This is a genomic window from Streptomyces sp. NPDC002513, from assembly GCF_053595355.1.
Genome location: NZ_JBSFXK010000001.1, coordinates 200,277 through 225,235, shown reverse-complemented (window position 1 = coordinate 225,235; position 24,959 = coordinate 200,277). Strand labels below are relative to the sequence as shown.

The 24,959-nt window shown below is 71.0% G+C and carries 25 protein-coding genes and 2 pseudogenes; 8 read left to right on the top strand and 19 right to left on the bottom strand.

Features of this window, described 5'->3' with window-relative positions; genetic code table 11:
• Positions 1–68: 68 nt before the first annotated feature.
• Positions 69–965, bottom strand: a complete 897-nt coding sequence (locus ACWD5Q_RS01085; protein ID WP_451424935.1) for an SGNH/GDSL hydrolase family protein — start codon at positions 963–965, stop codon at positions 69–71.
• Between the two features lie 250 nt (positions 966–1,215).
• On the opposite strand from ACWD5Q_RS01085, the gene ACWD5Q_RS01080 reads away from it, so the two are divergent.
• On the top strand, positions 1,216–1,710 hold the full coding sequence (locus ACWD5Q_RS01080; RefSeq protein ID WP_451424867.1) for a DUF3145 domain-containing protein: 495 nt from the start codon (positions 1,216–1,218) through the stop codon (positions 1,708–1,710).
• Positions 1,711–1,858: 148 nt separating this feature from the next.
• Here ACWD5Q_RS01080 and fabF read toward each other — a convergent pair whose 3' ends face one another.
• From fabF to fasR, 5 genes are all read right to left on the bottom strand, one after another.
• The gene (gene fabF / locus ACWD5Q_RS01075) at positions 1,859–3,130 is read right to left on the bottom strand and encodes a beta-ketoacyl-ACP synthase II (RefSeq protein WP_451424866.1); all 1,272 of its coding nucleotides are present in this window, start codon (positions 3,128–3,130) and stop codon (positions 1,859–1,861) included.
• Between the two features lie 120 nt (positions 3,131–3,250).
• Positions 3,251–3,499: an acyl carrier protein gene (locus tag ACWD5Q_RS01070; protein WP_451424865.1), complete on the bottom strand. Its 249-nt coding sequence runs from the start codon at positions 3,497–3,499 to the stop codon at positions 3,251–3,253.
• 104 nt (positions 3,500–3,603) lie between these two features.
• Positions 3,604–4,635, bottom strand: a complete 1,032-nt coding sequence (locus tag ACWD5Q_RS01065; protein WP_451424864.1) for a beta-ketoacyl-ACP synthase 3 — start codon at positions 4,633–4,635, stop codon at positions 3,604–3,606.
• 16 nt (positions 4,636–4,651) lie between these two features.
• Positions 4,652–5,566 (bottom strand): ACP S-malonyltransferase, encoded by a 915-nt coding sequence (locus ACWD5Q_RS01060; protein ID WP_451424863.1) that lies wholly within the window; start codon positions 5,564–5,566, stop codon positions 4,652–4,654.
• Positions 5,567–5,655: 89 nt separating this feature from the next.
• Positions 5,656–6,861, bottom strand: a complete 1,206-nt coding sequence (gene fasR / locus ACWD5Q_RS01055) for a fatty acid biosynthesis transcriptional regulator FasR (RefSeq protein ID WP_451424862.1) — start codon at positions 6,859–6,861, stop codon at positions 5,656–5,658.
• A gap of 85 nt (positions 6,862–6,946) precedes the next feature.
• On the opposite strand from fasR, the gene ACWD5Q_RS01050 reads away from it, so the two are divergent.
• Positions 6,947–7,603 (top strand): pirin family protein, encoded by a 657-nt coding sequence (locus ACWD5Q_RS01050; RefSeq protein ID WP_451424934.1) that lies wholly within the window; start codon positions 6,947–6,949, stop codon positions 7,601–7,603.
• A 110-nt stretch (positions 7,604–7,713) separates the two neighbouring features.
• Here the strand turns inward: ACWD5Q_RS01050 and ACWD5Q_RS01045 are convergent.
• Positions 7,714–7,988, bottom strand: a pseudogene (locus tag ACWD5Q_RS01045) (IS5 family transposase); the annotation flags it as partial.
• A gap of 119 nt (positions 7,989–8,107) precedes the next feature.
• Entirely contained in the window at positions 8,108–8,335 is a 228-nt protein-coding gene (locus ACWD5Q_RS01040; RefSeq protein ID WP_451424861.1) for a hypothetical protein, read from the bottom strand.
• A 799-nt stretch (positions 8,336–9,134) separates the two neighbouring features.
• Between ACWD5Q_RS01040 and ACWD5Q_RS01035 the strand changes: the two genes are divergently transcribed.
• Together ACWD5Q_RS01035 and ACWD5Q_RS01030 are read left to right on the top strand one after the other, a co-directional pair.
• Positions 9,135–9,833 carry an IS607 family transposase gene (locus ACWD5Q_RS01035; protein WP_451424860.1) on the top strand — a complete coding sequence of 233 codons (699 nt, stop codon included), beginning with the start codon at positions 9,135–9,137 and terminating at the stop codon, positions 9,831–9,833.
• Positions 9,834–10,334: 501 nt separating this feature from the next.
• Positions 10,335–11,363 (top strand): zinc ribbon domain-containing protein, encoded by a 1,029-nt coding sequence (locus ACWD5Q_RS01030; protein ID WP_451424859.1) that lies wholly within the window; start codon positions 10,335–10,337, stop codon positions 11,361–11,363.
• A 266-nt stretch (positions 11,364–11,629) separates the two neighbouring features.
• Here the strand turns inward: ACWD5Q_RS01030 and ACWD5Q_RS01025 are convergent.
• Both ACWD5Q_RS01025 and ACWD5Q_RS01020 read right to left on the bottom strand, forming a co-directional pair.
• Positions 11,630–11,893: pseudogene (locus ACWD5Q_RS01025) on the bottom strand (DUF397 domain-containing protein); the annotation flags it as partial.
• The gene (locus tag ACWD5Q_RS01020; RefSeq protein ID WP_451424858.1) at positions 11,862–12,701 is read right to left on the bottom strand and encodes a helix-turn-helix domain-containing protein; all 840 of its coding nucleotides are present in this window, start codon (positions 12,699–12,701) and stop codon (positions 11,862–11,864) included. The gene ACWD5Q_RS01020 and the pseudogene ACWD5Q_RS01025, both read right to left, overlap by 32 nt.
• An 83-nt stretch (positions 12,702–12,784) precedes the next feature.
• Between ACWD5Q_RS01020 and ACWD5Q_RS01015 the strand changes: the two genes are divergently transcribed.
• Positions 12,785–13,261, top strand: a complete 477-nt coding sequence (locus ACWD5Q_RS01015; protein ID WP_451424857.1) for an ATP-binding protein — start codon at positions 12,785–12,787, stop codon at positions 13,259–13,261.
• Here the strand turns inward: ACWD5Q_RS01015 and ACWD5Q_RS01010 are convergent.
• The 5 genes from ACWD5Q_RS01010 to ACWD5Q_RS00990 all read right to left on the bottom strand — a co-directional run bounded on the left by ACWD5Q_RS01010 (position 13,227) and on the right by ACWD5Q_RS00990 (position 18,202).
• On the bottom strand, positions 13,227–14,048 hold the full coding sequence (locus tag ACWD5Q_RS01010) for a serine hydrolase domain-containing protein (protein WP_451424856.1): 822 nt from the start codon (positions 14,046–14,048) through the stop codon (positions 13,227–13,229). The genes ACWD5Q_RS01015 and ACWD5Q_RS01010 overlap by 35 nt on opposite strands.
• Before the next feature lie 127 nt (positions 14,049–14,175).
• Positions 14,176–15,648 carry a hypothetical protein gene (locus ACWD5Q_RS01005; protein ID WP_451424855.1) on the bottom strand — a complete coding sequence of 491 codons (1,473 nt, stop codon included), beginning with the start codon at positions 15,646–15,648 and terminating at the stop codon, positions 14,176–14,178.
• A complete protein-coding gene (locus ACWD5Q_RS01000) occupies positions 15,648–17,033 on the bottom strand; it encodes a KGGVGR-motif variant AAA ATPase (protein WP_451424854.1) in 1,386 nt (461 codons plus the stop codon). The genes ACWD5Q_RS01005 and ACWD5Q_RS01000 overlap by 1 nt, the downstream gene beginning before the upstream one ends.
• Positions 17,030–17,569 (bottom strand): hypothetical protein, encoded by a 540-nt coding sequence (locus ACWD5Q_RS00995; protein WP_451424853.1) that lies wholly within the window; start codon positions 17,567–17,569, stop codon positions 17,030–17,032. Before ACWD5Q_RS00995 ends, ACWD5Q_RS01000 begins: the two co-directional genes overlap by 4 nt.
• Before the next feature lie 162 nt (positions 17,570–17,731).
• The gene (locus ACWD5Q_RS00990) at positions 17,732–18,202 is read right to left on the bottom strand and encodes a GNAT family N-acetyltransferase (protein WP_451424852.1); all 471 of its coding nucleotides are present in this window, start codon (positions 18,200–18,202) and stop codon (positions 17,732–17,734) included.
• Positions 18,203–18,297: 95 nt separating this feature from the next.
• Between ACWD5Q_RS00990 and ACWD5Q_RS00985 the strand changes: the two genes are divergently transcribed.
• A complete protein-coding gene (locus tag ACWD5Q_RS00985) occupies positions 18,298–18,774 on the top strand; it encodes a MerR family transcriptional regulator (RefSeq protein WP_451424851.1) in 477 nt (158 codons plus the stop codon).
• Positions 18,771–19,787, top strand: coding sequence for an aldo/keto reductase (locus ACWD5Q_RS00980; protein WP_451424850.1), 1,017 nt, complete (start codon positions 18,771–18,773; stop codon positions 19,785–19,787). Before ACWD5Q_RS00985 ends, ACWD5Q_RS00980 begins: the two co-directional genes overlap by 4 nt.
• Before the next feature lie 33 nt (positions 19,788–19,820).
• On the opposite strand, the gene ACWD5Q_RS00975 is transcribed toward ACWD5Q_RS00980, so the two are convergent.
• From ACWD5Q_RS00975 to ACWD5Q_RS00965, 3 genes are all read right to left on the bottom strand, one after another.
• The gene (locus tag ACWD5Q_RS00975) at positions 19,821–20,681 is read right to left on the bottom strand and encodes a DUF4429 domain-containing protein (RefSeq protein WP_451424849.1); all 861 of its coding nucleotides are present in this window, start codon (positions 20,679–20,681) and stop codon (positions 19,821–19,823) included.
• A 66-nt stretch (positions 20,682–20,747) separates the two neighbouring features.
• Positions 20,748–21,965: an alpha/beta hydrolase gene (locus ACWD5Q_RS00970; protein ID WP_451424848.1), complete on the bottom strand. Its 1,218-nt coding sequence runs from the start codon at positions 21,963–21,965 to the stop codon at positions 20,748–20,750.
• Between the two features lie 238 nt (positions 21,966–22,203).
• Positions 22,204–22,848 carry a TetR family transcriptional regulator gene (locus ACWD5Q_RS00965; protein WP_451424847.1) on the bottom strand — a complete coding sequence of 215 codons (645 nt, stop codon included), beginning with the start codon at positions 22,846–22,848 and terminating at the stop codon, positions 22,204–22,206.
• Positions 22,849–22,960: 112 nt separating this feature from the next.
• On the opposite strand from ACWD5Q_RS00965, the gene ACWD5Q_RS00960 reads away from it, so the two are divergent.
• The gene (locus ACWD5Q_RS00960) at positions 22,961–24,589 is read left to right on the top strand and encodes an MFS transporter (protein ID WP_451424846.1); all 1,629 of its coding nucleotides are present in this window, start codon (positions 22,961–22,963) and stop codon (positions 24,587–24,589) included.
• A gap of 183 nt (positions 24,590–24,772) precedes the next feature.
• Here ACWD5Q_RS00960 and ACWD5Q_RS00955 read toward each other — a convergent pair whose 3' ends face one another.
• Positions 24,773–24,901, bottom strand: a complete 129-nt coding sequence (locus ACWD5Q_RS00955) for a hypothetical protein (protein ID WP_451424845.1) — start codon at positions 24,899–24,901, stop codon at positions 24,773–24,775.
• Positions 24,902–24,959 lie beyond the last annotated feature (58 nt).

The window sequence follows — 24,959 nt, the reverse complement described above, 5'->3', positions numbered from 1 at the left end:
CGGGGCTTATGGCCCGCTCCGGCGTCCAGCGAGGGACGCCGGCGGTGCCTGCCGAGGCGGAACAGGCCCTAGGTCACGGGGTTCTTCGCGGTGATGGTGCGGTAGGCGATCTCGGCCAGCCGGGCCTGGCCGTCCCGGCTCGGATGGAACCAGTCCCACTGGCTCAACTGCCCGGTCCCGAAGCGGTAGTCGAAGACCGCGTTCCCGTCGAAACGGCACCGCCGGTCCTTGGCGCACACCTCCCGCAGGACCCGGTTGTACGCCTCCACCCGCGTCTGCACCGCGTCGCGCCGCCTGTTCGCCCTCGCGTCCAGCGCGTCCGCGTCCCCCAGCATCGACGGGCAGATGCCCAGCTTCCACACCTGCTTGCCGAGCTGGCTGGTCCGCCCCTGCGACCACAGCCGCTTCAGGTTCGGCACGCTGGACACGTACACCTGTGTCTTCGGCAGCGACGCGCGCAGGGTGCCCATCGCCGTCTGGAACTGCTTGCGGAAGCCGGCCACCGGGGTCATCGCGGAGACGGTGGAACGGCAGGCGTCGTTGGCGCCCACCATCACCGTCACCAGCTCCGGCTTCTGCGGCACGGCCTGTGCGATCTGCCCGGGCAGATCCGCCATCCGGGCCCCGGTCACCGCGTAGTTCCAGCTGTGGTCCGCGGCCCCGGTCACCCCGAGCAGCCGTACGGCGACACTGTCCACCGTGGTGTCGCCACCCGTCGCCCACGACACCTCGGGGCAGTCGGACAGCACCGTGCAGGCGTCGAAGCCGCGCGTGATGGAGTCGCCCACGGCGGCGATCGAGCCGGGGGCGCGGTTCCAGACCGGGGTGGGCCTCGGCGACGGATGCGCCTGCGCGGTGCCGCCCTGCGGAGCGGCCCCGCCGGAGGCGTCACAGCCGGCGAGCCCCACGACGGCCGCCGCCGCCATCGCGACGACGGCCCGAGCGCCACGGCCCCGTTCCCGCATCCCCTGGTCCCCTCGTTCGTCGTACCCGGCGGTCGGTCCGCGCACGGTTCCTCCGCGGTCGTTCGGCAGCGCTTCGAACACGCTGGGTCAGCTCCGCGTCCCCTTGGGTGAAACCTCGGAGTTTGGGAGCAGCGGGACCGACGGTACGTCACACTCCTTGCGCCGCCGCACGGTAGCCTCAGCCCCGTGGCAGCCCTGCCACGCCCGTTCCGTAAAGTTACAAGATGTCGCGGTATGCCCGGAGGTTCAGGTGACGACACGTGGAGTCCTGTACGTGCACTCCGCGCCACGCGCACTGTGCCCGCACGTCGAGTGGGCGGTCGCGGGCGTGCTGGGGACGCGCGTCAGCCTCGACTGGATCCGGCAGCCCGCCGCGCCCGGCACCTGGAGATCCGAGTTCTCGTGGCAAGGGGAGGCCGGCACCGCCTCCAAGCTCGCCTCCGCGCTGCGCGGCTGGCACCTGCTGCGCTTCGAGGTCACCGCGGAACCGTGCGCGACCGCCGAGGGCGAGCGCTACAGCTGCACCCCCGACCTCGGGATCTTCCACGCGGTCACCGGCATCCACGGCGACATCCTGATCCCCGAGGACCGGCTGCGCGCGGCCCTGGTGCGCTCCCAGCGCGGCGAGAGCGAGCTGGAGGCCGAACTCGCCAAGCTGCTCGGCAAGCCCTGGGACGACGAACTGGAGCCGTTCCGCTACGCGGGCGAGGGCGCGCCGGTGCGGTGGCTGCACCAGGTCGTCTGACCGGCCCTCACCCCGTCGTAGACCGTCACCCCGTCGTAGACCGTCACCCCGTCGTACGCCGTCACCCGTTCTCGTCCGTCCCCCGTTCGTACGAAAGGGCCCCCACCGTGGTGGGGGCCCTTTCGCATGGCTGAGGGGGCGGCCGGGATCACATCGTGCGGAACGCCAGGACCACGTTGTGCCCACCGAAGCCGAACGAGTCGTTCAGCGCGGCGACTCGGCCCTCGACCGGCAGCTTGCGGGCCTCGCCGCGGACGATGTCCGCGCTGGCCTCGGCCTCCGGGTCGATGTTCTCGACGTTGATCGTCGGCGGGGCGACGCGGTAGTACAGCGCGAGGACGGTCGCCACCGACTCCACACCGCCCGCACCGCCGAGCAGATGACCGGTCATCGACTTGGTCGCGGAGACCGCGAAGTGGTCCACGTCGTCGCCGAAGACCTTGCGCAGCGCCTTCAGCTCGGCGACGTCACCGGCCGGCGTGGAGGTGGCGTGCGCGTTCACGTGCACGATCTCCGCCGGGTCCAGGTCGGTGTGCTCCAGCAGGTTCTGCAGGGCGTGCGCGATGCCGCGGCCCTCGGGCTCCGGCTGCACGATGTCGTGGGCGTCGGCGGAGATGCCCTGGCCGACCGCCTCCGCGTAGACGCGGGCGCCGCGCTGGGCGGCGTGCTCGGCCGACTCCAGGATCAGGACGCCCGCGCCCTCGCCGAGGACGAAGCCGTCGCGGCCGACGTCGTAGGGACGCGAGGCGCCCTGCGGGTCGTCGTTGTTCTTGGACATCGCCATCATGTTGCCGAACGCGGCGATCGGCAGCGGGTGGATGGCCGCCTCCGTGCCGCCGGCGACGACGACGTCGGCGCGGCCGGTACGGATCATCTCGATGGCGTAGCCGATGGCCTCGGCGCCCGACGCGCAGGCGGAGACCGGGGTGTGCACACCGGCGCGGGCGCCGACGAGCAGGCCCACGTTGGCGGACGGGCCGTTCGGCATCAGCATCGGCACCGTGTGCGGGGAGACACGGCGGACGCCCTTCTCCTTGAGCACGTCGTACTGGTCGAGCAGGGTCGTCACACCGCCGATACCGGAGGCGATGACCGTGCCGAGCCGGTCGGGGTCGACGGTGGTGTCCTCGCCCGCCCTGGCGGTGAAACCGGCGTCCGCCCAGGCCTCCTTGGCCGCGATCAGCGCGAACTGCGCCGAGCGGTCCAGTCGGCGGGCCTGGGGCCGCGGGATGACCTCCGACGGCTCCACGGCGATCTGCGCGGCGATGCGGACCGCCTGCTCGGCGGCCCAGTCCTGCTCTAGGGGACGGACTCCGGACTTGCCGGCGACCAGGCCTTCCCAGGTAGAGGCCGCGTCGCCACCCAGCGGTGTGGTTGCGCCGATACCGGTGACGACCACGGTGCGATTGGTCGAGTTCACGGGAATTCTTTCTCCAACGGATGCGAGGATGAAGCGGCGCCACCGCCGGGTGGCGGGGCAACGGCCCGCGTCGCCGGGCCGGGGCCCGGCGCTGGGCTGTCAGCCCAGGTGATCGGTCGATCAGGCCTGGTGCTTGAGGATGTACTCGGCGGCGTCGCCGACGGTCTTGAGGTTCTTCACGTCGTCATCCGGGATCTTGACGTCGAAGCGCTCCTCGGCGGCGACGACGACCTCGACCATGGACAGCGAGTCGACGTCCAGGTCGTCGGTGAAGGACTTGTCCAGCTGGACGTCCTCGGTGGGGATCCCGGCGATCTCGTTCACGATCTCGGCGAGACCGCCGACGATCTCTTCCTGAGTGGCGGCCATGTCAGGCGCTCCTTCGTAGATATCCGTCAGGTTGTGGCGCCCGCCGCGTCAGCGGCAGGTGTGTGCAGCTCCCGTGCCGGACCGGATGATCCGGCACGGAGTGCCTAGGGGAGGGTAACGACCGTCGCGGCGTACACGAGACCCGCCCCGAAACCGATGACGAGCGCGGTGTCGCCGCTCTTCGCCTCGCCGGTCGCCAGGAGCCGCTCCATCGCGAGCGGGATCGAGGCGGCCGAGGTGTTGCCGGTGGTGCGGATGTCACGGGCGACCGTGACGTGCTCCGGCAGCTTGAGAGTCTTCACCATCGAGTCGATGATCCGCACATTGGCCTGGTGCGGGATGAAGACGTCCAGGTCGTCCGCGGTGATCCCGGCCGCGTCCAGCGCCTGCTGGGCGACCTTCGCCATCTCGAACACGGCCCAGCGGAACACCGCCTGGCCCTCCTGCGTGATGGCCGGGAACTTGACGTTGCCCTCGCTGTCCACCGGGAGCTGGGAGACATCGCCGAGCCTGAACGCGTTCCACGGCACGGTCTGCTTGATGGTCTCGGCCTTGTCGCCCTCCGAGCCCCACACGGTCGGGCCGATGTGCGGCTCCTCGGACGGGCCCACGACGACCGCGCCCGCGCCGTCGCCGAACAGGAAGGCGGTGGCCCGGTCCTCAAGGTCCGTCAGGTCCGACAGGCGCTCCACGCCGATGACGACGACGTACTCCGCGGACCCCTCGACGACCATGCCCTTGGCGAGCGTGAGGCCGTAGCCGAAGCCCGCACAGCCGGCCGAGATGTCGAAGGCGGCGGCCTTGTCGGTGCCGAGCTTGTCGGCGATCTCGGTGGCGATAGCCGGGGTCTGGCTGAAGTGCGAGACGGTGGAGACGACGACCGCGCCGACCTGCGCGGCGGTGATCCCGGCGTCGGCGATCGCCTTGCCCGCCGCCTCGATGGACATCGCGGCGACGGTCTCGTCGTCGTTCGCCCAGTGCCGGGTCTCGATGCCGGAGCGGGAGCGGATCCACTCGTCGGAGGAGTCGATCTTCTCCAGGATCACCTCGTTGGGCACCACCCGGACCGGACGGTAGCCGCCGACCCCGAGAATGCGCGCGTACGGAGCACCCTTCCGCGCCTTGATCTTCGACATGCTCTACGGCTCCTAATCAGGCACTGTGCTCGGCGACGAGGTCGCGAGCGGCATCGAGGTCGTCGGGGGTCTTCAGGGCCAGGGTCTTCACAGCCGGCAGCGCGCGCTTGGCGATACCCGTGAGGGTGCCGCCGGGGCACACCTCGATCAGTGCCGTGACACCCAGCTTCTCGAAGGTCTCCATGCACAGGTCCCAGCGGACCGGGTTGGCGACCTGCCCGATCAGGCGCTGGAGGACCTCGGTACCGGTGGCGACGGTCTGGCCGTCCTTGTTGGAGACGTAGGTGACCCGCGGGTCGGCGGGCGTGAGCGCCTGGGCCGCCTCCGCGAGACGGTCCACCGCGGGCGCCATGTGGTGGGTGTGGAACGCACCGGCCACCTTCAGCGGCACCACGCGGCGCACGCCCTCGGGCTTGTCCTCCGCCAGCGCGGCGAGCTGCTCCAGGGTGCCGGCGGCCACGATCTGCCCGGCGCCGTTCACGTTCGCCGGGGTCAGGCCCAGCTTCTCCAGGTGCGGGATCGTCGTCGCGGGCTCGCCGCCGAGCAGCGCCGACATGCCCGTGGGCGTGATCGCTGCGGCCTCGGCCATGGCCAGGCCCCGCTTGCGGACGAGCATCAGCGCGGCGTTGTCGTCGAGGACGCCCGCGAAGCAGGCCGCGGTGATCTCGCCGACGCTGTGCCCGGCGACGGCGCCGGGGGTGATGTCACCCAGTGCCGCGGCGGACAGCAGACCCGCGGCGACCAGCAGCGGCTGGGCGACGGCGGTGTCACGGATGGCGTCGGCGTCGGCCTGCGTGCCGTAGTGGGCGAGGTCGAGCCCGACGGCGTCCGACCATGCCGCGACGCGGTCGGCGGCGCCGGGGAGGTCGAGCCAGGGAGTCAGAAAACCGGGCGCCTGGGCGCCCTGGCCGGGAGCGACGAGTACGAGCACTCTCACACTCTCTCTTGGGGACGGCCGGGACCGCCCGTGGGGACAAGGACGAAGAACGGCAGGGGGATTTGTGGGCCCTCGACAAAAGGCTAGGCCTGGGGATCTCCCTCGGCCAGACGCCCCAGGATCAGCGCGATCCGCAACGTGAACGCGGAGCGTACATCAGAGGGTGACCATCCGGTGACATCAGTCACACGTCGGAGCCGGTAGCGCACGGTGTTCGGGTGAACGAAGAGCATGCGCGCGGCGCCTTCGAGACTGGACGCCTGCTCCAGATACACGCTGAGGGTCTCCAGGAGCGCGGATCCCGCCTCCTCCAGCGGTCTGTAGATCTCCTCCACCAGTTGCTCGCGGGCGCTGGGATCACCGGCGATCGCGCGTTCCGGCAGCAGATCGTCGGCCAGCACCGGGCGCGGTGCGTCCTGCCAGGCGGTACACGCCTTGACGCCCGCCGCCGCGGCCTGCGCGGACCGGGTCGCGGCCAGCAGGTCGGGCACGATCGGCCCGGCGACGACGGGCCCGGCGGCGAACGGGCCGATCAGCGACTTGGCGACGGCGAGCGGATTGTCGCTGCCGCCCGCGACCACCACGAGCCGGTCGCCGAGCACGCCCGTGAGGACCTGGAGCTTGGCGTGCCGGGCGGCCCGCCGGATGGCCTCGACGGTCAGCTCGCTGTCACCGTCGGGTGCCGTGCCCAGCACCACACACACATGCTCGGGCGAGTTCCAGCCGAGCGCGGCGGCCCGGCTGACGGCCCCCTCGTCGGCCTCCCCGCTGAGCACGGCGTTGACCACGAGCGACTCCAGCCGGGCGTCCCAGGCACCGCGTGCCTCGGCGGCCTGGGCGTAGACCTGGGCGGTCGCGAAGGCGATCTCCCGGGCGTAGACGAGGAGCGCCTCACGCAGCACGGACTCGTCGCCGGGAGCGGCCACCTCGTCGATGGCGGACTCCATGACCTCGATGGTCGTCCGCACCATCTCCACGGTCTGGCGCAGCGTGATGGCGCGGGTCAGCTCGCGCGGCGCGGTGCCGAAGACATCGGTGGAGATGGCCTGCGGGGCGTCCGGGTGCCGGAACCACTCGGTGAACGCGGCGATACCCGCCTGGGCCACCAGGCCGATCCAGGACCGGTTCTCCGGGGGCATCGCCCGATACCACGGGAGCGTCTCGTCCATGCGCGCGATGGCCTGCGCGGCGAGGCTTCCGGACGATTTCTCCAGCCGCTTCAGGGTCGCGGCGTGCGGATGAACGGAGTGCGCTGCGGGCTCGGGGTGGATGGCTTCGGGTTCGGGCACGGGGACAAGACTGCCTTATCGGGACGGGGCCGTGCGGCGTCGGGTCCCGGAGGGCGAACCGCACGGGACTACGGTGGGGCCTGTGATGGACGTACGGCGCGCCGGTGAGCGCTACCGCGGAGGGGACCCGGCCGCGGGGATCGAGTCCCTGCACGCCTTCAGCTTCGGCCCGCACTACGACCCGGACAACCTCCGGTTCGGCGCGGTGATCGCCTGCAACGAGGAGCGGCTGGCACCGGGTGCGGGCTTCGACGAGCACCCGCACAGCCACACCGAGATCGTCACATGGGTGGTCGAGGGGGAGCTGACCCACCGCGACTCGACCGGCCGCCGGTCGGTGGTCCGCCCCGGCGACGTCCAGCGGCTGAGCGCGGCGGGCGGGGTCCGCCATGTGGAGCGCAACGACGCCGGCGTCCCCCTGGTCTTCGTCCAGATGTGGCTGGCCCCCACGGAGCCGGGCGGCGACCCCGCCTACGAGGTGGTCCACGGCATCGCGGACTCCACGCCCTACGCGGTCCCCGAGGCGGGCGCGATGCTCCATGTCCGCCGGCTGGCACCGGGGGAACGCACGGCGGTGCCGGACGCGGCATCCGTGTACGTACATGTGGTACGGGGCGAAGTACGGCTGGACGGACAGGAGTTGGGGCCGGGGGATGCGGCGCGGATCACGGACGCCGAGGGGCTGGAGGCGGTGGCGGTGACGGGGGCGGAACTGCTGGTGTGGGAGATGGCGGACCGGTGACCGTCAGGGTGGCGTCGGGGCCGGTGCGGCACAGGAAGCAGGCGACCTCGCGGACGAGTCGATCGGTACGCCCTTGACCTCAAGTTCAGTTGAGCTTCTACGGTCGATCTCTCGTTGATGGCTGCGACCAGCACGGTCGCCCCGTAGCGGACGGCGAGCTTGTCGTACCGCGTCGCCACCGCGCGGTGGCGCTTGAGGCGGTTGATGCCCCACTCCACCGCGTGGCGCTCTTTGTAATCGGCCGCGTCGAACCCAGCGACATCGGCTTCTGAGCCTGCTCGACCGCCAGGTGGAGCTTGGTGGTCAGCCCGCCCCGGGAACGTCCGAGCCCGTGGTCGTCGGGCTCGGTGAACAGACCACCGGGCGGCTCGACCTGCAGATCCCCGTACCCGGGCCTTCGACCACTCGGCGAAGCGACGGTGGGCCGTCGCTCCCGACGGCCCGATTGCCGCAGCCCTCATCTGCCACCGCCGGCTGAGCAGGTGAGCGGAACCTGCGAGGAAGTCAGTCGGCGAGCAGCGCACAGCCGACGATGGCTTCCAACTGCGAGAGGAGACCTGGCGTGAGATCTTCAAGACCGCGGTCTTGGTCCGGCACCACGATCGCGGCTCCAGGCCCCACGCTGACCTCGCAAGTGCGAGCAGGCAGGAACTCCAGCAGCCAGAACTTGATCTTCGACACCTGCTCTTCACTGAGCTCAAGGATGTCGTCCTGCGCGATGAGTCGGATCACCCCGACACGTTAGAACGGCAGCGTGGCAGCCAGTCGAGGGGCTGCTGCACCTTCATGTCAAGGCATTCCAGGTTTCTCACCATAGACTGACAGGGAGGGCACCCGCCGTAGTATCTGACGGTGGGTGGCTGAGGCCTACCACCTGCGATTGGGCGGGGCGTGGCAGCAAGGGGCTCGCTACGGAAGCGGAGTGAAGGCGGGCACGTGGGTGGGGCGGACGATGCTGAAGTGGCGGCGGTCCAGCGTCGCGATGTTCGTCCAGCCCGGGTCTTTCAGGCATTTTGGCAGCCTCGGGAGAGATGGAGCCGGCTGACGGCAGTAGCTGGCGGCAGCAACCCCGCGCAACCACGGACACCCACGGACTTCACCGGACTGACAAATATGACCTGACCTGCGAAAAAGCAGGTAGAGGGGCGCCGCGTAGCACACGTACTGTGTGCTGGCGGGGGCACGCCGGTCCTCGTCCGCAACTGCAACAACGGAGCCACATCTGTTGCACCGGCATGTGAGGGTGATCCGTACCACCCGGACCTGGTGCGTGAGGTGACAGGCGCGCTCGTGGGCTCGGGCGCGCGCACCCGAGCCGCAGACGGCAATGGGGGGCCACTGGCAGTCGCTCTCCCCTGTGGGCTACCGCAGGGTCTTCAACTGTTGGGTGCTTCGCTTATGGGTCCTTGTGGATGCTGTGTAGCAGGGTCGGTGTGGGTTTGTGGGTAATCCGGTGATCTGTCATGCGATGGTGTGGGGTTCACACCGGTTTGGAGTGTTCGGTGGTGTTGCGGTCGTAGGGTCCGTGGTCGTGGAGCTTCTTCGTCTGGCGGTGGCCGCGCGCAGGGTGGGTGTGCACCCGGGGGCGCTGCGGCTGTGGGCGAACGAGGGCCGGGGTGCGGTGGTGTGGGTAAGCCGGGAACGGCGTTTCTCCGTCGAGGCGTTGGATGCGTTGACGGGGAGCGCGGTGTCGGCCGGGCGGCGTGAGGCGTTGTATGTGCGGGTCTCGGGCGCCAGTGGGCAGGAGTCGTTCTTGGCCGCGCAGGAGGCGGAGTTGCGGGCCTCGGCGTCGGGTGTGGTGGTCGCGGTGTTCCGGGACCGGGCCTCGGGGCTGCGGGAGTCGCGTGCGGGACTTGACCGGTTGTTGAAGCGGGCCACGGCGGGTGAGTTCACCCATGTGCGGGTTACTCATCGGGACCGTCTGGCCCGGTTCGGTGCGAGCTGGCTGGTCGAGGTGCTGGCTCATCGCCAGGTGGCGGTCGAGGTCCTGCATGCCAAGGGCACGGCTGGGGGCATGGAGGAGTTGCTGGACGATTTCATGTTCCTGGTGGCCACCTTCGCCGGACGGATGTACGGGCTGCGTTCGCGTGAGGCGCGGCGACGGCTGCTGGCCGCGGCCGGTGAGCGGATCGGCGATCCTGCCTCCAGTACCGCTGCCGGTACCGGCAGCGCAGGTCCAGGTCGCTGCCCTGCTGCCGGAGCCGGAGCCGGAGCCGGAGCCGGAGCCTAAGCCGTGTGGGTGGGGGGTGGCTGTGGCTAGGTTGATGGCGACGGCGACGTGCACCGCTTTCCGGGCCGTCCTGGAGGAGAGCGGCCTGGCGGTCGGGCAGCGGGTGTTGTACCAGCGAGTGGGTTTCCTCAGTGTCTTGTGCCGGGATCTGGCGGCTGGGCTAGTGGCTGCCAGGTGGGACGAGGCGTCGCTGGATGTGCTGGCCGCCGGGGTTGACGAGCGGGGCGTGGCGTTGCCGTCCAAGGGCTGGATGGCCCTGCGCCGCCTGGGCTGGAACGTTCCCGCCCCGGCTTCTGCTTCTGCTTCTGCTGGGTGTGCCGGGGCGGGCGGGACTGCTGGGGTGTATGTGTCGGACCGGGTGCGGCGGGCGGGTCAGGAGCAGGCGGCCCGCATGCTGCGGCTGGCCCTGCACCGCCGGGCCGTGGTCATGGCACTGCTGGCCCGACCCTGCGTCCCACCCCCGCCGGCCGCATCGCGGTCGACCTGCCGCACTCCAGGCCGGTGGCCTCCACCCGGGCCACCGGGCACACCGTGGCGGTCGGCTTCGACTGGGGCGTGAACACCCTGCTCACCGGCGCCGTGGGCCGCCTGACCGGGCGGGGTGAAGCGGCACGGGTGGTCACCGACGGCCGTCCCCTGATCTTCGACGCCACCGCGGTGAGCGCGAAGGTGCACCGGTTGCGCACCCACCGCGAACACCTCGCGGCCAAACGCGACCACTACCAGGCACTCGCAGCCTCATCTGGCACCCCGCACCGCAACCGGGACCGGCTCCTGGAGCGGGCGGCGGTGCTGGAGCGCGAGCATGAGCGGGTGTGCGCCCGCATCCGGCATCTGAACGATGCGCTGGCCCGGTCCGCCGCCCGCTGGGCCGTCGACCAGGCAGCCGCGCTCGGCGCGTCCGTGATCTACCTCGAAGACCTCGCCACCCTTCAGGCCCGCGGCAAACGCCGGGGCAATGCCCGGCTGTCCGGACAGGTCCGCGGCACCGTGGCCGAGGCGATGCGGCACCTGGCCGCCAAGACCGGCATCACCGTCCCGGCCCGAGGCACCTCCGCCCTGTGCCCCCGGTGCCTTGGCGTGCTCACCCACCACCCGGCGCCCGACCGGCTGGCCGAGCGCGGCTGGAAATGGGCCCACTGCACCGGTTGCGGGCTGTCCCTGGACCGCGACCACGCCGCAGCCCGCCGCATCGTCTCCCGCGGCCTACTCGCCCAGACCCACACCATCACCGAGCGCGCCACCGCCACCCGCACCATCCGCACCACGATCGACGCCACCGTCACCGTGGTACGCCGCCCGAAGAAGACCACCCGCCGCCTGCACCGCGCCCGCCGCGCGGCCACCCTCCCCACCCGACCACGCGGACCGAAAACCACCCCGGGTCAAGAACCGCCCCACCCCGGGCTGCCCCACCCCGGCCCGGCCCACCCGGGCCCGCCGGTCACCGACTTCCCGCCGTATGCCCGATGTGCGTACGGTCCCCGCCACCACCCCCACCAGGGCGGTCAAGCGTCCGGCGGGGCATGACACCCAGACACCCACCCCTCACAGGCCCGTGTCAGGTCATGCGGTACCCGCCCCACCCCGGCCGGAGCCTCCTCCAGCCAAGCCAGGGCGGCTCTCCCGCGAAACCTGTCGACGGCGCACCCACGCCGCCGAGCGGACCGGCTTCCACCACGTGCACGCCACCGAAGTCCACCCCCTCACCCCGAGGTTTGGACCCCACCGTGACGACACACGGCCACGCCGCGCCCGAAAAGCCTGAAACCCTCAGGCACACACAGAGTTTCCGAGACGCTGTCGACGAACGCCTGCCAGGCATCAGCGCCTACGGTCAGGACCGGGCCGGACGGGTTCTTGCTGTCACGGACCGGGACGGCACCGGCGGGGCAGCCGTCGGCGACCTCGACGCACTCGCCGCCGTTGCTTCCGCTGTAGGAGGACGTGCGCCACGCCGCGCCGCCGGTGACGGTGCATTCGACGCAGTCGCCGCCGTTGCTGCCGCTGTAACTGGACTTACGCCACTCAACGTTCCTCAGTGCTGTGCGGGGCCGCATAGCGTTCCTCCATCACGCGGGTGATCAGTCTCGCCGAATCCTCGGGGGAGAGGGCCGAGGCCTGTAGTCGAGCGTAACCGACCGAGCGTTCCTTGATCACGTCCGGATTGGCCGTCATGTGACCCTGGTCGTAGCCGTCCATGTAGAACAGATCAGGGTCGTCATCGAACCTCAGCAGAGTGAACGTCCCCATCATGCCAGTGTGTTGCCCTGTGGAGAACGGAAGGACCTGAACCTGCACCCATGGGTCCTCCTGGAAGCCCAACAGATACGCGAGTTGCCGGCGCATGACGTCGCGTCCACCGATCTCCAGGAGCAGCGCGGCCTCGCTCAGGATCACCCAGAGCGCGGGTGGCTCGTCACGTTGGAGGATGCGCTGGCGCTCCATACGGGCTGCCACCATCTCGTCCACCTTGGTGAGGCGGTCGACACTGAGCACCGCCCGCGCGTACTCCTCCGTCTGCAGCAGCCCGTACACCAACTGCGCCTGATACGTGGAGATGTACGACGCCTTCGCCTCCATCTCCGCGTACGGCTGGAACCAGTGGGGCAGTTGGCTTCGCAGCACCAGGCCGATCAGCCGGGAGAACAGCCCGTCCGTGCCGAGGGCGGCGTCGACCCGCTCGGAGAAGTCGCGGGTGGGGATCTTCTTCGTGGTCTCGATCTGGCCGATCAGCGAGCCGGTGCAGAAGATGATCTCGCCGAGCTGTCCTTGCTTCAGGCCGTGGGCCTCGCGTTGGCGGCGCAGTTCCCAGCCGTAGTAGTCGAGCGGGGAAGCGCTGGGGTCGAGCGACTGGATGTTGGCCACGGCGGTACCTCCGGCCTGCAACGCCTCGCGGCGTTCGTTTCGTTGCGTAGCCGAGCGTAGTCACAACGTCGCAGGCTGGTGATGTGAATCACGCAACTGGTCCGCAGACGACGGACTTCGCCACGGATTACCGCGCCGAGTTCGCACTGGGCGAGCACTCGGCGCGGCACCTGCGCCGCATTCTGCGGCTCTACCTCACCGGCTCCGGGCTCCCGGAAGTTGCCGACGCGGCCGAGCTCGCGCTGACGGAACTCGTCGCCAACGTCGTGCGGCACGTGCCCGGGCGCCGCTGCCGCACCTGCTTCCTGCTCATGCCCGACGGGGTGCGGGTGGAGGTGGCCGACGGCTGCTCGCGGCTGCCCGTCCGGGCGGTCGGGGACGTGCTCGCCGACGGTGGGCGCGGGCTGCTCCTCGTCGAGGCGGTCACCGACCGGTGGGGTGTGACGCCGCGCCCGGACGGAAGCGGGAAGACGGTGTGGTTCGAGTGTCTGGCCAAGACGGCGGACGAGCCGGGCCAGGGAGTCCTCAGCCGCGCAGCTCCGCCAGCACCGCATCCGTGAAAACAGGCCACGCCTCGATCGCCCAAGGTCCGAACGCCCGGTCCGTCAGGGCCACGCACGCGGCGCCCGCGTCCGGATCGACCCACAGGAACGTCCCCGACTGCCCGAAGTGCCCGAAGGTCCTCGGTGAGGACGAACTCCCCGTCCAGTGCGGCGACTTGGAGGCGCGTATCTCGAAGCCGAGCCCCCAGTCGTTGGGGTTCTGGTGACCGTACCCGGGCAGCACCCCCTTCGTCCCGGGGTACTGCACCGTCATCGCCTCCGCCATCGTGCGCGGGTCCAGCAGTCGCGGTGCCTGCACCTCCGCCGCGAACCGTGCCAGGTCCGCCACCGTGGAGGCGCCGTCCTTCGCCGGGGAGCCGTCGAGGGTCGTGGACGTCATGCCGAGCGGCTTCAGCACCGCCTGCCGGGCGTACTCGGCGAAGGGGATGTCCGTCGCCGTCGCCACATGGTCGCCCAGCACCTCGAACCCGGCGTTGGAGTACAGCCGCCGCTCCCCGGGCGCCGACGTGACCCGGTGCTCGTCGAACGCCAGGCCGGAGGTGTGCGCGAGCAGATGGCGCACCGTCGCGCCGGGCGGTCCGGCGGGCTCGTCCAGGTCGAGCGCCCCCTCCTCGTAGGCGACGAGCACCGCGTAGGCGGCGAGCGGCTTGGTGACCGAGGCCAGCCGGAAGCGGTGGCCGACCGGCCCGTACGTGCCGAGCACGGTGCCGTCCGCGCGGACGACCGCCGCGGCGGCGGTGGGGACGGGCCAGTTCTCGATCAGCGCCAGGCTCTGCAGGGACATGGGCACGAGACTATGCCGCTCAGAGGTTCAGCCGCATCGAGGGGTCCGGCTTGCGGACGAAGCCCAGCGCCGCGTACAGCGGCTCGGCCTGCGACCCTCGGCACTCCCGCGTGCTGACGGGCCCGTCTCAGCCTGCGACCCTCGGCACTCCCCCCTTGCGGCCGATGTTGAAGGCGATGCGGTACACGTCGGGCAGGTCGATGCGCCCGTCGCGGCGGCGGCGCATCACGCCGAGGGCGATCAGCTCCTCGATCAGACGGTCCGGGTCGTCCGGATAACGGGGGCCGGTGCGGACGAGGGTGTCCTCGTCGACCCCCACTTCGTACCGCTCGGCCTCCTTGCGCAGGACGTCGGTCAGCCGGGCCTCGCGCCACAGCTCCGTGACGGTGTCCTGCTCCATGGGGACCTGTCGGCCGGCCAGCGGATCGACGGCCAGACGCACCCACGGCATGTCCTCGCCGACCTCCCGCACCCGAGTCTCGGACGCTGTCTGCACCCCTCGGCGGATGCCTTCGTGGTGCAGGGCGTACTCATGCCCCGCGTACGTGCCGCGGGTCTCGGCGACGGCCTTGTTCAGCGCGCTGAGGAAGCTGCGCGGGCTGACCTGCTCGACGCCGTCCATGAGATGGTTGGGCAGCCAGGTGTAGGTGTTGCCCTTGCGGTAGTTGGCGCCCATGTAGGGGCCTGCGATCTCCGCGAACTGCTCAGCCTGGGACCGCTCGTCGCCCCTGAGCAGGGCGGGCGGGATGTGGCGGCGACCGAAGGCGTCGGTCTCCCAGCCGCCCGTGCTGTCGCGAAAGCGCTCCGCGTACTCACCGTCGTGGTTGCCCATGAAGTGGAAGAGCAGCCCGTACAGGTTGGCGTTGGACCAGGTCAGGCTGGCAGCGTTGGCCGTGAGCTTGGAGGCGTCGGGGAAGTGGAGGAGCGCGCCGTCGAACATGTCGGGGCGGATGAACACCTTGCAGCGGATGTTCCGGGTGCCCAGGCGCATGGCGAGAGCGAGTTCCAGGATGCCGCCGACCAGGCGGTCCGCCTGGGCGCGGACCCGGTGGAGGTGTTCCAGGGCGTCGAAGATGAGCAGGTGCGTGGTGCCGTACTGCTGTGCCTCCCGGTCCGCCTGCTGCACCGTGCGTTCCGCTACGCCGGGGTTGGCGCGCACCCAGGTGACCCGGTCGCGCCACTCCGGAAGGGCGCGCAGCTCCGGCTGGCCGAGGGAGGTCAGCAGGACGGCGTACCACAGGTCGTAGGGCCGCACGCCCTCCTCGACGAGCTGCCGCAGGACGCCCGTGCCCGGGTACAGGTCCGGCTCGACGGCCGCCCCGTACCCGGGCGACACGGTGAGTCGGCGCAGCCGCTCGATGCCGTACTCGTCGGCGGTGACATCCCGCAGGGTGTCGTCGAGCAGTGAGCGATACCAGAAGGTCTTGCCGACGCCCCGCCCGCCGCGCACCACGGTGCTGTCGACGTAGAGCGCAACGCGGTGGCTGTCCGGGGTGAACAGGGTGTGCACGTCCGGAAGGAGCGTGTCGGCGTCCGTGGCCTCGGGCAGCACTGCGGAGAGCAGCTCGCGGTATTCCTCGGCGCCCAGTGCGGTCGTCATCACGGTCCTTCGTCGCTCTGCGGATCTGCGGTGATCAGGAGGGTGGCGGTGGTCAGGAAGTCACGGTACGCGGCCTGCACGAATGCGCGGTCCTGCCAGCCGGGCGCGCTGCCCGCGTCCAGACCGACGAGGCCGGGTTCGAACAGGATGGGGATCGGGTAGTGCGGGGCAGAGTCGTCCTCCAGTGACGGGGAGAAGGCCCCCGGGAGCAGCCGGCCTGTCTTGGGTTCGGGCACGTCGTCGTCGTACAGGACGGAGAAGCACTCCCAGGAGTGCTCGCGGAACGACTCCAGATAGGCACCCATGGGGCGCTGCGGCGGGTCCGGGACCATGGAGGCGACCATGCGCAGCTTCTCGCGGATCGCGCGGGCCTGCCCGGAGGAGTGCCAGGCCGCGAAGAGGTCGCCGTAGCCGCCCCAGGTCTGACGGTTGTCCGCACCGAACAGCAGGGCCAGGTCGCACAGCCGGGAGATGGTGACGGCGGCGATGTCGTGGATGCCGGCCCGGCTGTCGAGGAGGACCACATCGGGGCGGCGGCCGCTCTCGCCCTCGCGGGCCACGGCGTCCTCGCAGGCGCGGACCGAGGCCGCCAGGCGGTCGGCGAAGTCTCTGCCGGGGATGTCCGCGTACACCCGGTTGAGCTTGTCGACATAGGAGTACGGGACGTCCTTGGCGCCCCGGCCGCGTGCCGGGGCCACCCACAGCTCACCCCGGCCGGTGCGTGGTCGATACCCGGTCGGGGCCACCAGGTCCAGGCCGTCCGCGTTGCCCACGGCGGACTCGACGAGCTGGTCGACGATGCCGTGGCGGGGCAGCAGCGCCCCGTCGGCGAGGAGCGGGCCGACACCTGGAGACTCCAGGTCGAGGTCGACGACGAGGACGACGTGACCCTGGTCGGCGAGGTGGCGGGCGAGGACGGCGGTGGCCGTGGTCCGGCCCACGCCGCCCTTGAAGCCGTACAGGGCGGTGCGGTGGGTGCGTGAGCCATTGGTCTCGACGGCCGGAGTGGACACCTGGGCCCAGTCCTCCCCGACCACGGTGTTGTCGAGGAGACGGACGCTGCCGTGTCCGGCGGCCGGGAGGTGCAGCGGGTCCGGCCGGGCGCGCTCGGAGCCGAGCAGGTCGTCTGCCGAAAACAGGCTCGAGGCGAGCAACAAGGGCCGGTCGACGGCGTACCGCTGCAGGTCCTCGGTCAGGCGCTCGCACCAGGCGGCCGCCCGGTTTGCCGGCGCGTCCTTCGCGCGGTCGTCGACAACGAGGGCGAAACGGCCCAGCACGTCACGTACGAGCAGCACGTCCAGGCCCTCGGCGGCCACGTCGTGGGCGACGGCCAAGGCGCGGGGACGGGCGTCGTCGAACCGGACCGGGACAGGGGGCAGGGTCACTGGAGCCTTCCGGTGATCACGGCTTGTTCGTGCAGGGCGAGGATCTCTTGGGCCACGGTACGCCGCTGCGACACGTCGGCTTCGGCAACCGCGGTCCCGTCGAGGTAACGCTGGTCGACAGACCACGAGTCGAACGCAGTGAGGTTGCCGAGCGAGGCCGATAAGCGGGCCGCGGACCGGCCGTGCGTCAGCAGGGCGACATCGGCGGCGACCCACGGCAGATGGCCGTACTCGAGGCTCACCCTGCCCGTCACCGGATCCGGCACCCAGGGGGCCTTCGCAGGCGGCTTCCCCTGCCTTTTGGGAGCCATGGTGGCGACCGTGAACCTGAGGAGCAGACTCTTCAGCGCGCACTCCACCGCGAAGCCGAAGTGGTAGTCCGCGTTGGGCAGGCGGCCGCCGTCCTGGAGGTAGACGGCGTCCTTGTAGTGCCGCGCGGCGGCGTGAGCGTAGTGGTACTCGGCCGGGGCCCCTGCCCCTGACGACGGCCCCGATGACGTACCCGAACGTGACGTTCCTGATGAAGTCCCCGACACGCAAGGGATCATAGGGCCGGACTGGGCTGAACGGCCTTGTTCCGCCGCTTGGTTCACCTTTCCTTGTGCAGGCCATTGTGCGTGTTTTTGTGAGGAGCCCCGCCGGGTCCCGCGAGATGTGCGCGGTGCGGGCCCAGCCGCCGGGCCCCGCTCCTGAGCGGCTCAGAGGCTCAGCCGCATCGAGGGGTCCGGCTTGCGGACGAAGCCCAGCGCCGCGTACAGCGGCTCGGCCTGCGCGGACGCGTTCAGATCGACCTGCCGGACGTCCTGCTCGCGGAACCAGTCCAGCAGGCTCTCCATGCAGGCGCGGGCATAACCGCGACGGCGCGTGCCGGGATCGGTGGCGACGCTGAAGACGTGTCCCACCCGGCCGTGCGGGTTGCCCGCCCGCCCGATCCGGTACTCGACCGTGCCGGCCGCCAGTGCGGCGAGCGCCCCCGGCCGCCCGGGATGGTCGATCACGAACGCCACGAAGCCGTCGTCCGGGCCGCCGAGCCGGCCGCGCAGGGTCGGCAGGGACTCCGTATGCCAGTGGGTGGAGGAATCGGCGGAGAACACGGAATCCAGCATCACCTGGCGCAGGCGCAGCACTTCTTCGGCATCCTCGGGCACGGCCCGGCGTACGAGACTCATGGCGTGCAGCTCATCACAGGAGCCCGCCCGGGTCTTAGTGTTTTCCCTGCATTCCGCTTGCTTGGAGTGCACTCCAACGTTTTAGCGTAAAGGTCATGACGGTGATGGAGACCATGGCCGAGGCGGCCGACCGCGGGACCGACATCTGCTCCGTACCGCCCAAACGGCATCCCCGTCCCGACGGACAGGACAGCTACACGATCAGCGAGGTCGTCGCCTTCACCGGCCTGACCGCACACACCCTGCGCTGGTACGAGCGGATCGGGCTGATGCCCCACATCGACCGCTCCCACACCGGACAGCGCCGCTACTGCAACGCCGACCTCGACTGGCTCGACCTGGTCGGCAAGCTCAGGCTCACCGGCATGCCCGTCGCCGACATGGTGCGCTACGCCGAACTGGTGCGTGACGGAGACCACACGTACGGCGAACGCCGCGACCTCCTGGAGGCCACCCGCCGGGATGTGCTTGCCCGGATCACGGAACTCCAGGACACGCTCGCGGTGCTCAACCGCAAAATCGATTTCTACGCGGACGCCGGGCGCGCCCTGGCGTCGGAGAGGCCCCGATGACGGACAGCAGGATCGCGAAGGTGCACCTCGGCGGCGACGGCCCCGAGGTGGGCGTGCAGGGACTCGGCTGCATGGGGATGAGCTGGGCGTACGGTCCCTCGGACGCCGGGGAGTCGCGCGCCGCCCTGGAGCGGGCACTGGAGCTGGGCGTCACGCTCTACGACACCGCGGACGCCTACGGTGCCGGGGAGAACGAGACGTTCCTGTCGCCGTTCTTCACGGCGCACCGGGACGAGGTCGTGATCGCCACCAAGTTCGCGATCTCGACCTCGCCGGACGACCCCACGAAGCGGATCATCCGCAACGACGCGCCCTACATCCGCAGTTGCGTCGAGGCCAGCCTGAGGCGGCTGGACGTCGAGGTGATCGACCTCTACTACATGCACCGCCGTGATCTGAAGGTGCCGATCGAGGAGACCGTCGGCACCATGGCGGAGCTGGTGCGCGAGGGCAAGGTGAAGCACCTCGGGCTGAGCGAGGTCACGGGCGGGGAGCTGCGCGCGGCCCAGGCCGTCCACCCGATCGCCGCCGTGCAGTCGGAGTGGTCCCTGTTCAGCCGGGACATCGAGGCGCACGTGGTGCCGGCCGCCAAGGAGCTGGGCGTGGCCCTGGTGCCGTACTCGCCGCTGGGCCGCGGTTTCCTCACCGGCTCCTTCTCCGACGCCGACACGGACCTTGACCGCCAGGACTTCCGCCGTACGATGCCGCGCTTCACCGGCGAGAACGCGGCCGTCAACCAAAGGCTCCTGGAGCCGGTCCGCACGGTCGCCGCGGCGCACGGTGTCTCCCTGGCCCAGATCGCACTGGCCTGGGTGCAGCAGCAGAGCGCGGTGCACGGCCTCCCGGTGGTTCCGATCCCGGGCACGACCAGGCGCTCGCGTGTCGAGGAGAACGCGGCGGCGACCCGGATCGTCCTGACGGACGAGGAACTGGCGCTGCTGGAACCGATCGCGGCCCAGGTGGCGGGCGACCGCTACCCGGACATGACGTTCGCGTCGGCGGGGCGGGAGTAGCGACCCACCCGGCAGCCCAGTGTGTTCGGAGCCCTAAAGCTCCGCCAGCAGCTCCGCCTTCTTCGTGGCGAACTCCTCGTCCGTGACGAGCCCCGCCTCGTGCAGTTCCCCGAGGTGGCGGATCCGCTCGGCGATGTCCGCCGGGTCCCGGCGCGCCGCCGGTATCACGGCGGCGGGGCCGGCCTGGGGCCCGGCGGCCCGCACCGCGGCCAGCACCGCCGCGGCGAACGGCAGCGACTCGTGCACCGGGCCGTAGCCGAGGCCGAAGACGACGGCGGCCGGGTCCTGGTCCGGCTGCACCGGCGCTCCGGCACCCGCGTCCCGCCGCAGCAGCCGCAGATGACCCTCCAGGGCCTCGGGGGAGCGCCACTCGACCCCGGTGAGGGCGGTGACCGGGAAGCTCTGGTCGCCGGCCTTCCACTTGGCGGAGGACGCGCCCGTCCAGGACCACCGGAAGGACACCGTCCGGCCGTCGAAGGACGCCTTCCCGTCGTACGCCTTGAAGTGCAGCGGCGCCTCGGGCGGCGCCACCAGGAACCGCTCGGCCGGGGTGTCGTCCTCGGTGATCAGGGCCCGCAGCTCGTCGGCGTAGTACTCGGCGAGGGTGTGGCGGTCGGCGGGCAGCACCAGCCGGTAGGGGTCCAAGGCCTCCTTGAGCTGTCCCGCCGCCGCCTCCGTCAGCGGATCGGCGCCGGGCCGTGGCACCGCGCGCAGGACGACGGTTCCGCGCCTGCCCTGCGTCAGCGTCACCCCCGTGATCGCCTCCAGGGGGACCCGGCGTTCGCCGAGCGCCTGGAACAGCTTCGGTGAACGAATCCCCCGTTCGAAGCGGATGAGCACGGAGTCGGACTCGAACTCCCAGACGGCATGAAATCCGGCCAGTACGTCACCCATGCGGCTCATCGTATGCGGCACGCGCTCCTCCGTCGCCTCCCCGGGCCGACCGCGATTCCCGTATTTCTACGCGCGTCCGGCCGCCGCCGTGCCGGACAAACCCGCCCGGCAGGTGTCGGTGCCGTCGGCGCAGCGCACCGCGTGGTACGCGCCGACGCCGATCTCGGCGAAGTTGCGCAGGCTCTCGGTGCCCGGCTCGAAGTACCCGGGATGCCCCTTCGCTCCCCGTGCGGACAGCACCCGCGCCCCGAAGCCGCGGGAGACCGGATCGGCGCCGTGGCCGAGGCCCCCGACCTCCAGGTACGGCACGTCCTTGATCCAGTCGTCGGCGTCCCGCATCGCCCATACCCGGGCCGTGGTGTGCAGTCCGGCGGCCGACTCGGTGCGCATGCCGGGGCTGCCCGCCACGGCGATGTCGGACACCCGTGACGGCAGGGTGTGCGCGGCCACGCCGCAGACCACCGAGCCGTAGCTGTGGCAGTAGAGCTGGACGGGCGCCCGGCCGGGCAGGGCGCGGACGAGGGCGTTGAGGCGTATGGCACCCTCCTCGGCGCGCATCGCGGTCGCCGCCTCCATCCCGAGGCCCCCGGGCGCGGTGTAGTCGGCCCAGGCGATCACGGCCGTACGGGTCCGGGGGCTCGCCGCGCGCTCCGCCGCGTACAGCGACTTGGCCATGCCGACCGGCGCCGAATATATGCGGCTGGTGCGCTGGAAGGTGAGCAGGTCGGTGTCGACGCCGGGGACGACGACCGAGACGCGCTGGGCGGTGTCCAGGTCGCCGAGGACCTCGGCGATCCGGCCCGAACCCTCCGGGTCGAAGGCGAGGATCTGCCGGCCCTTGGCCATCAGCGTCTCGAAGCGGTGCATGAGACGGCCGGCCTCCTGCTGTCCGACCGACGACAGCCGGTCGTCGTGCATCCGGGCGCGCTCGACCTTGCGCTGCTGGTCCAGGGCGATGCGGTTGGCCTCGTAGCGCAGCCGCAGCGGCGCCCCGTTCATGTTGCCGACCGCGAGCGGGTAGCGGTGGGCGAGCCGGGAACGCTGGTGGGTGCTGAGCGAGGCGAAGAAGCGGGCCAGCCGCGCGGGGGAACCCTCGGGGTCCGGCAGCTCGCGCCCGGCGATCAGGCCGTGCTTCCACGCGGAGCGCGAGGCCGCGAGGGGCGTGGCGCCGGGGTGGCTGCGTACGGCGGTCCAGCCGGTCGTCGCGAGCATCACGAAGACAACGGCCAGCGCGAGCAGTGCGCGCCAGACGTTGAGTTGCGGGGAGGTATCGAAGGAAGTCACTGGAAGGACACACTAGGAGAACGAGAGTGTCTCGCGTTAACCGAGTGATGCGTCTCACGTTTCGCACCCATCAATTCCGGCAAACCGGGCGCGGTTGAGGGTTGATCGTCACACTGTGTCGACGAGATGCGCGCCACTCGGTACGCCGTGTCACCAAGCCTTCACTCCATCGGCCGTGGTGTGCGCCCGGTCTGACGGGAATTCACTTGACGTGTACGGGATCCGCACGCTCCGTGCGTCAGCGGTCCGCGCGCCACTTCTCGGCCAAGGCCGGGCGTAGGGCGTCGAGGTGCCGGGCGGTCAGTTCGCGCAGCGCGGCCACGCTGATGTCCTGGCCCGCGCCCCACAGCCGTTCCGTGACACGCATCACTCCGCCGAACGCGGCCACCGCGACGCGCGGGCGCGGGTCCGCGTCCACGTCGAGGCCCTCGCGTTCGGCGATGATGCGGGCGATGTCCTCCTCCAGCTCCGCCGAGCGGCGCAGATGGGTCGCGAACAGGGCCGGCGTCGACTCGATCAACCGGTAGGTGCGCAGATGGAGTTCGGCCGGGATGATCTCCTCGACGGCCTCGCCGATGGTGTCCCAGCCCTCCAGGATCGCCTGCCGCAGCGCCTCCAGCGGCGGCTCGTGGGGCGGTCGAGCCCGCACCGCCTCGACGAAGTGCGACTCCGCCAGCGACGACACGAAGAAGACGGCGTCCTCCTTGCCGGCGAAGTAGCGGAAGAAGGTGCGCTGCGAGACGTCCGCGGCCTCGGTGATCTCGTCGACGGTCGTGGCCTCGTAGCCCTGGGTGGTGAACAGTCCCAGGGCGGCCCGCAGCAGTGCGTCCCGGGTGCGCTGCTTCTTGCGTTCTCGCAGGCTGGGCCGCGCTGCCGTCTCCATGTGTCCTCTTTCCGTCCATCCGCCCGGTTCGGGCAATCGGCACATGGCGTGACAGTTACTGACTTGTGAACTCATTTGTCAACTGTCAGTGGCTGTCACTAGCCTCGAAAACATGACTAGTCAGACCACCGTCGACGCGACGGAACCGGGGGGCAGGACAACCGGGACGTCGCCAGCACCACCGGATCGCGCACCGGGCAGCGGACTGCGCGGACATCCGTGGTTCACCCTCGTCTCGGTCGCCATCGGCGTGATGATGGTCGCACTGGACGGCACCATCGTGGCCATCGCCAACCCGGCCATCGCCAAGGACCTCGGCGCCAGCTTCTCCGACGTCCAGTGGATCACCAACGCCTACTTCCTCGCCCTCGCGGTCACCCTGATCACCGCGGGCAAGCTCGGCGACCGCTTCGGCCACCGGCAGACGTTCCTGATCGGCGTGGTCGGCTTCGCCGCCGCCTCCGGCGCCATCGGCCTGTCGGACAGCATCCCCCTCGTCGTGACCTTCCGCGTCTTCCAGGGCCTGTTCGGCGCGCTGCTGATGCCGGCCGCGCTCGGCCTGCTGCGGGCCACCTTCCCGGCCGAGAAGCTGAACATGGCGATCGGCATCTGGGGCATGGTCATCGGCGCCTCCACCGCGGGCGGCCCGATCCTCGGCGGCCTGCTCGTCCAGCACGTCAGCTGGCAGTCCGTCTTCTTCATCAACGTGCCGGTCGGCGTGCTCGCGCTCGTCCTCGGCCTGCTGATCCTGAGGGACCACCGGGCCCAGAACGCGCCGCGCTCCTTCGACCTGCTCGGCATCGGGCTGCTGTCGGGCGCCATGTTCTGTCTGGTCTGGGCACTCATCAAGGCGCCGGCCTGGGGCTGGGGCGACGGCAAGACCTGGCTGTTCATCGGCGCGTCCGTGCTGGGCTTCGCCTTCTTCTCCTTCTGGGAGACGAAGGTGCGGGAACCGCTGATCCCGCTCGGGCTGTTCCGCTCGGTGCCGCTGTCGGCGGGTGTCGTCCTGATGGTCCTCATGGCGATCGCCTTCATGGGCGGCTTGTTCTTCGTCACCTTCTACCTTCAGAACGTGCACGGGATGAGCCCCGTCGACGCGGGCCTGCACCTGCTGCCCCTGACCGGCATGATGATCGTCGGCTCCCCCCTCGCGGGCATCCTGATCACCAAGGCCGGACCGCGCATCCCGCTGGCCGGCGGCATGCTCCTCACCGCGGTCGCCATGTTCGGCATGTCGAAGCTCGAGGCGGGCACGGGCAGCGGCGTCATGTCCGTCTGGTTCGCGCTGCTGGGCCTCGGCCTCGCCCCCGTGATGGTCGGCGCCACCGAGGTGATCGTGGGCAACGCGGCCATGCAGCTGTCCGGCGTCGCCGGCGGGCTCCAGCAGGCCGCGATGCAGATCGGCGGAAGCCTCGGCACGGCGGTCCTGGGCGCGGTGATGGCCTCCCGCGTGGACAGGGACCTCCCGGGCAACTGGGCCGCGGCCAAGCTGCCGCCGCTCACCCCCGCCCAGCTCGACCAGGTCTCGCAGGGGGTCCAGCAGGGTGTCGCTCCGGTGCCGCAGGGCACGCCGGCCGCGATCGCCGCGAAGATCGCGGGCGTCGCGCACGACACGTTCATCTCCGGCATGAGCCTGGCCTGCCTGGTCGCCGCGGGCGTCGCCGCCGTCGCGGTGCTGGTCGCGCTGCTCACCAAGCGAGGCGAGAACGCGGAGGCGGGCGCCGGGGCCGCGCACATCTGACACCGTTCCGGGGCGATGTCACCCATCAGGGTGAACGCGCTAAAGATCCGTCCCGCCCGGCGCGCGGCGCGGGTCACAGTGGATCACGTCCTCCGGACGGCACGGGCGGACGACGGAGGAGGCCGGACTGCGGCGCGCTGCCGGAGGGGGGCAGCGCGCAGGCAGGACGGGCGTACGTGCTCATCAGGCCCGGACGACGTGGGTCCGGACGAACTGCCGGCGCCGATGGCTGATCGCGAGCCGCACCGGACGGCCGGCGGCGAACGCGGCCCGCACCACCCACTCCACCACCGTGCACGCGGTCGTCGGCACGGGACTCGCCCGCACCGCAGGGAACGGGCAGGGGCGGCGGGGCAGTTGTCCCCGCCGC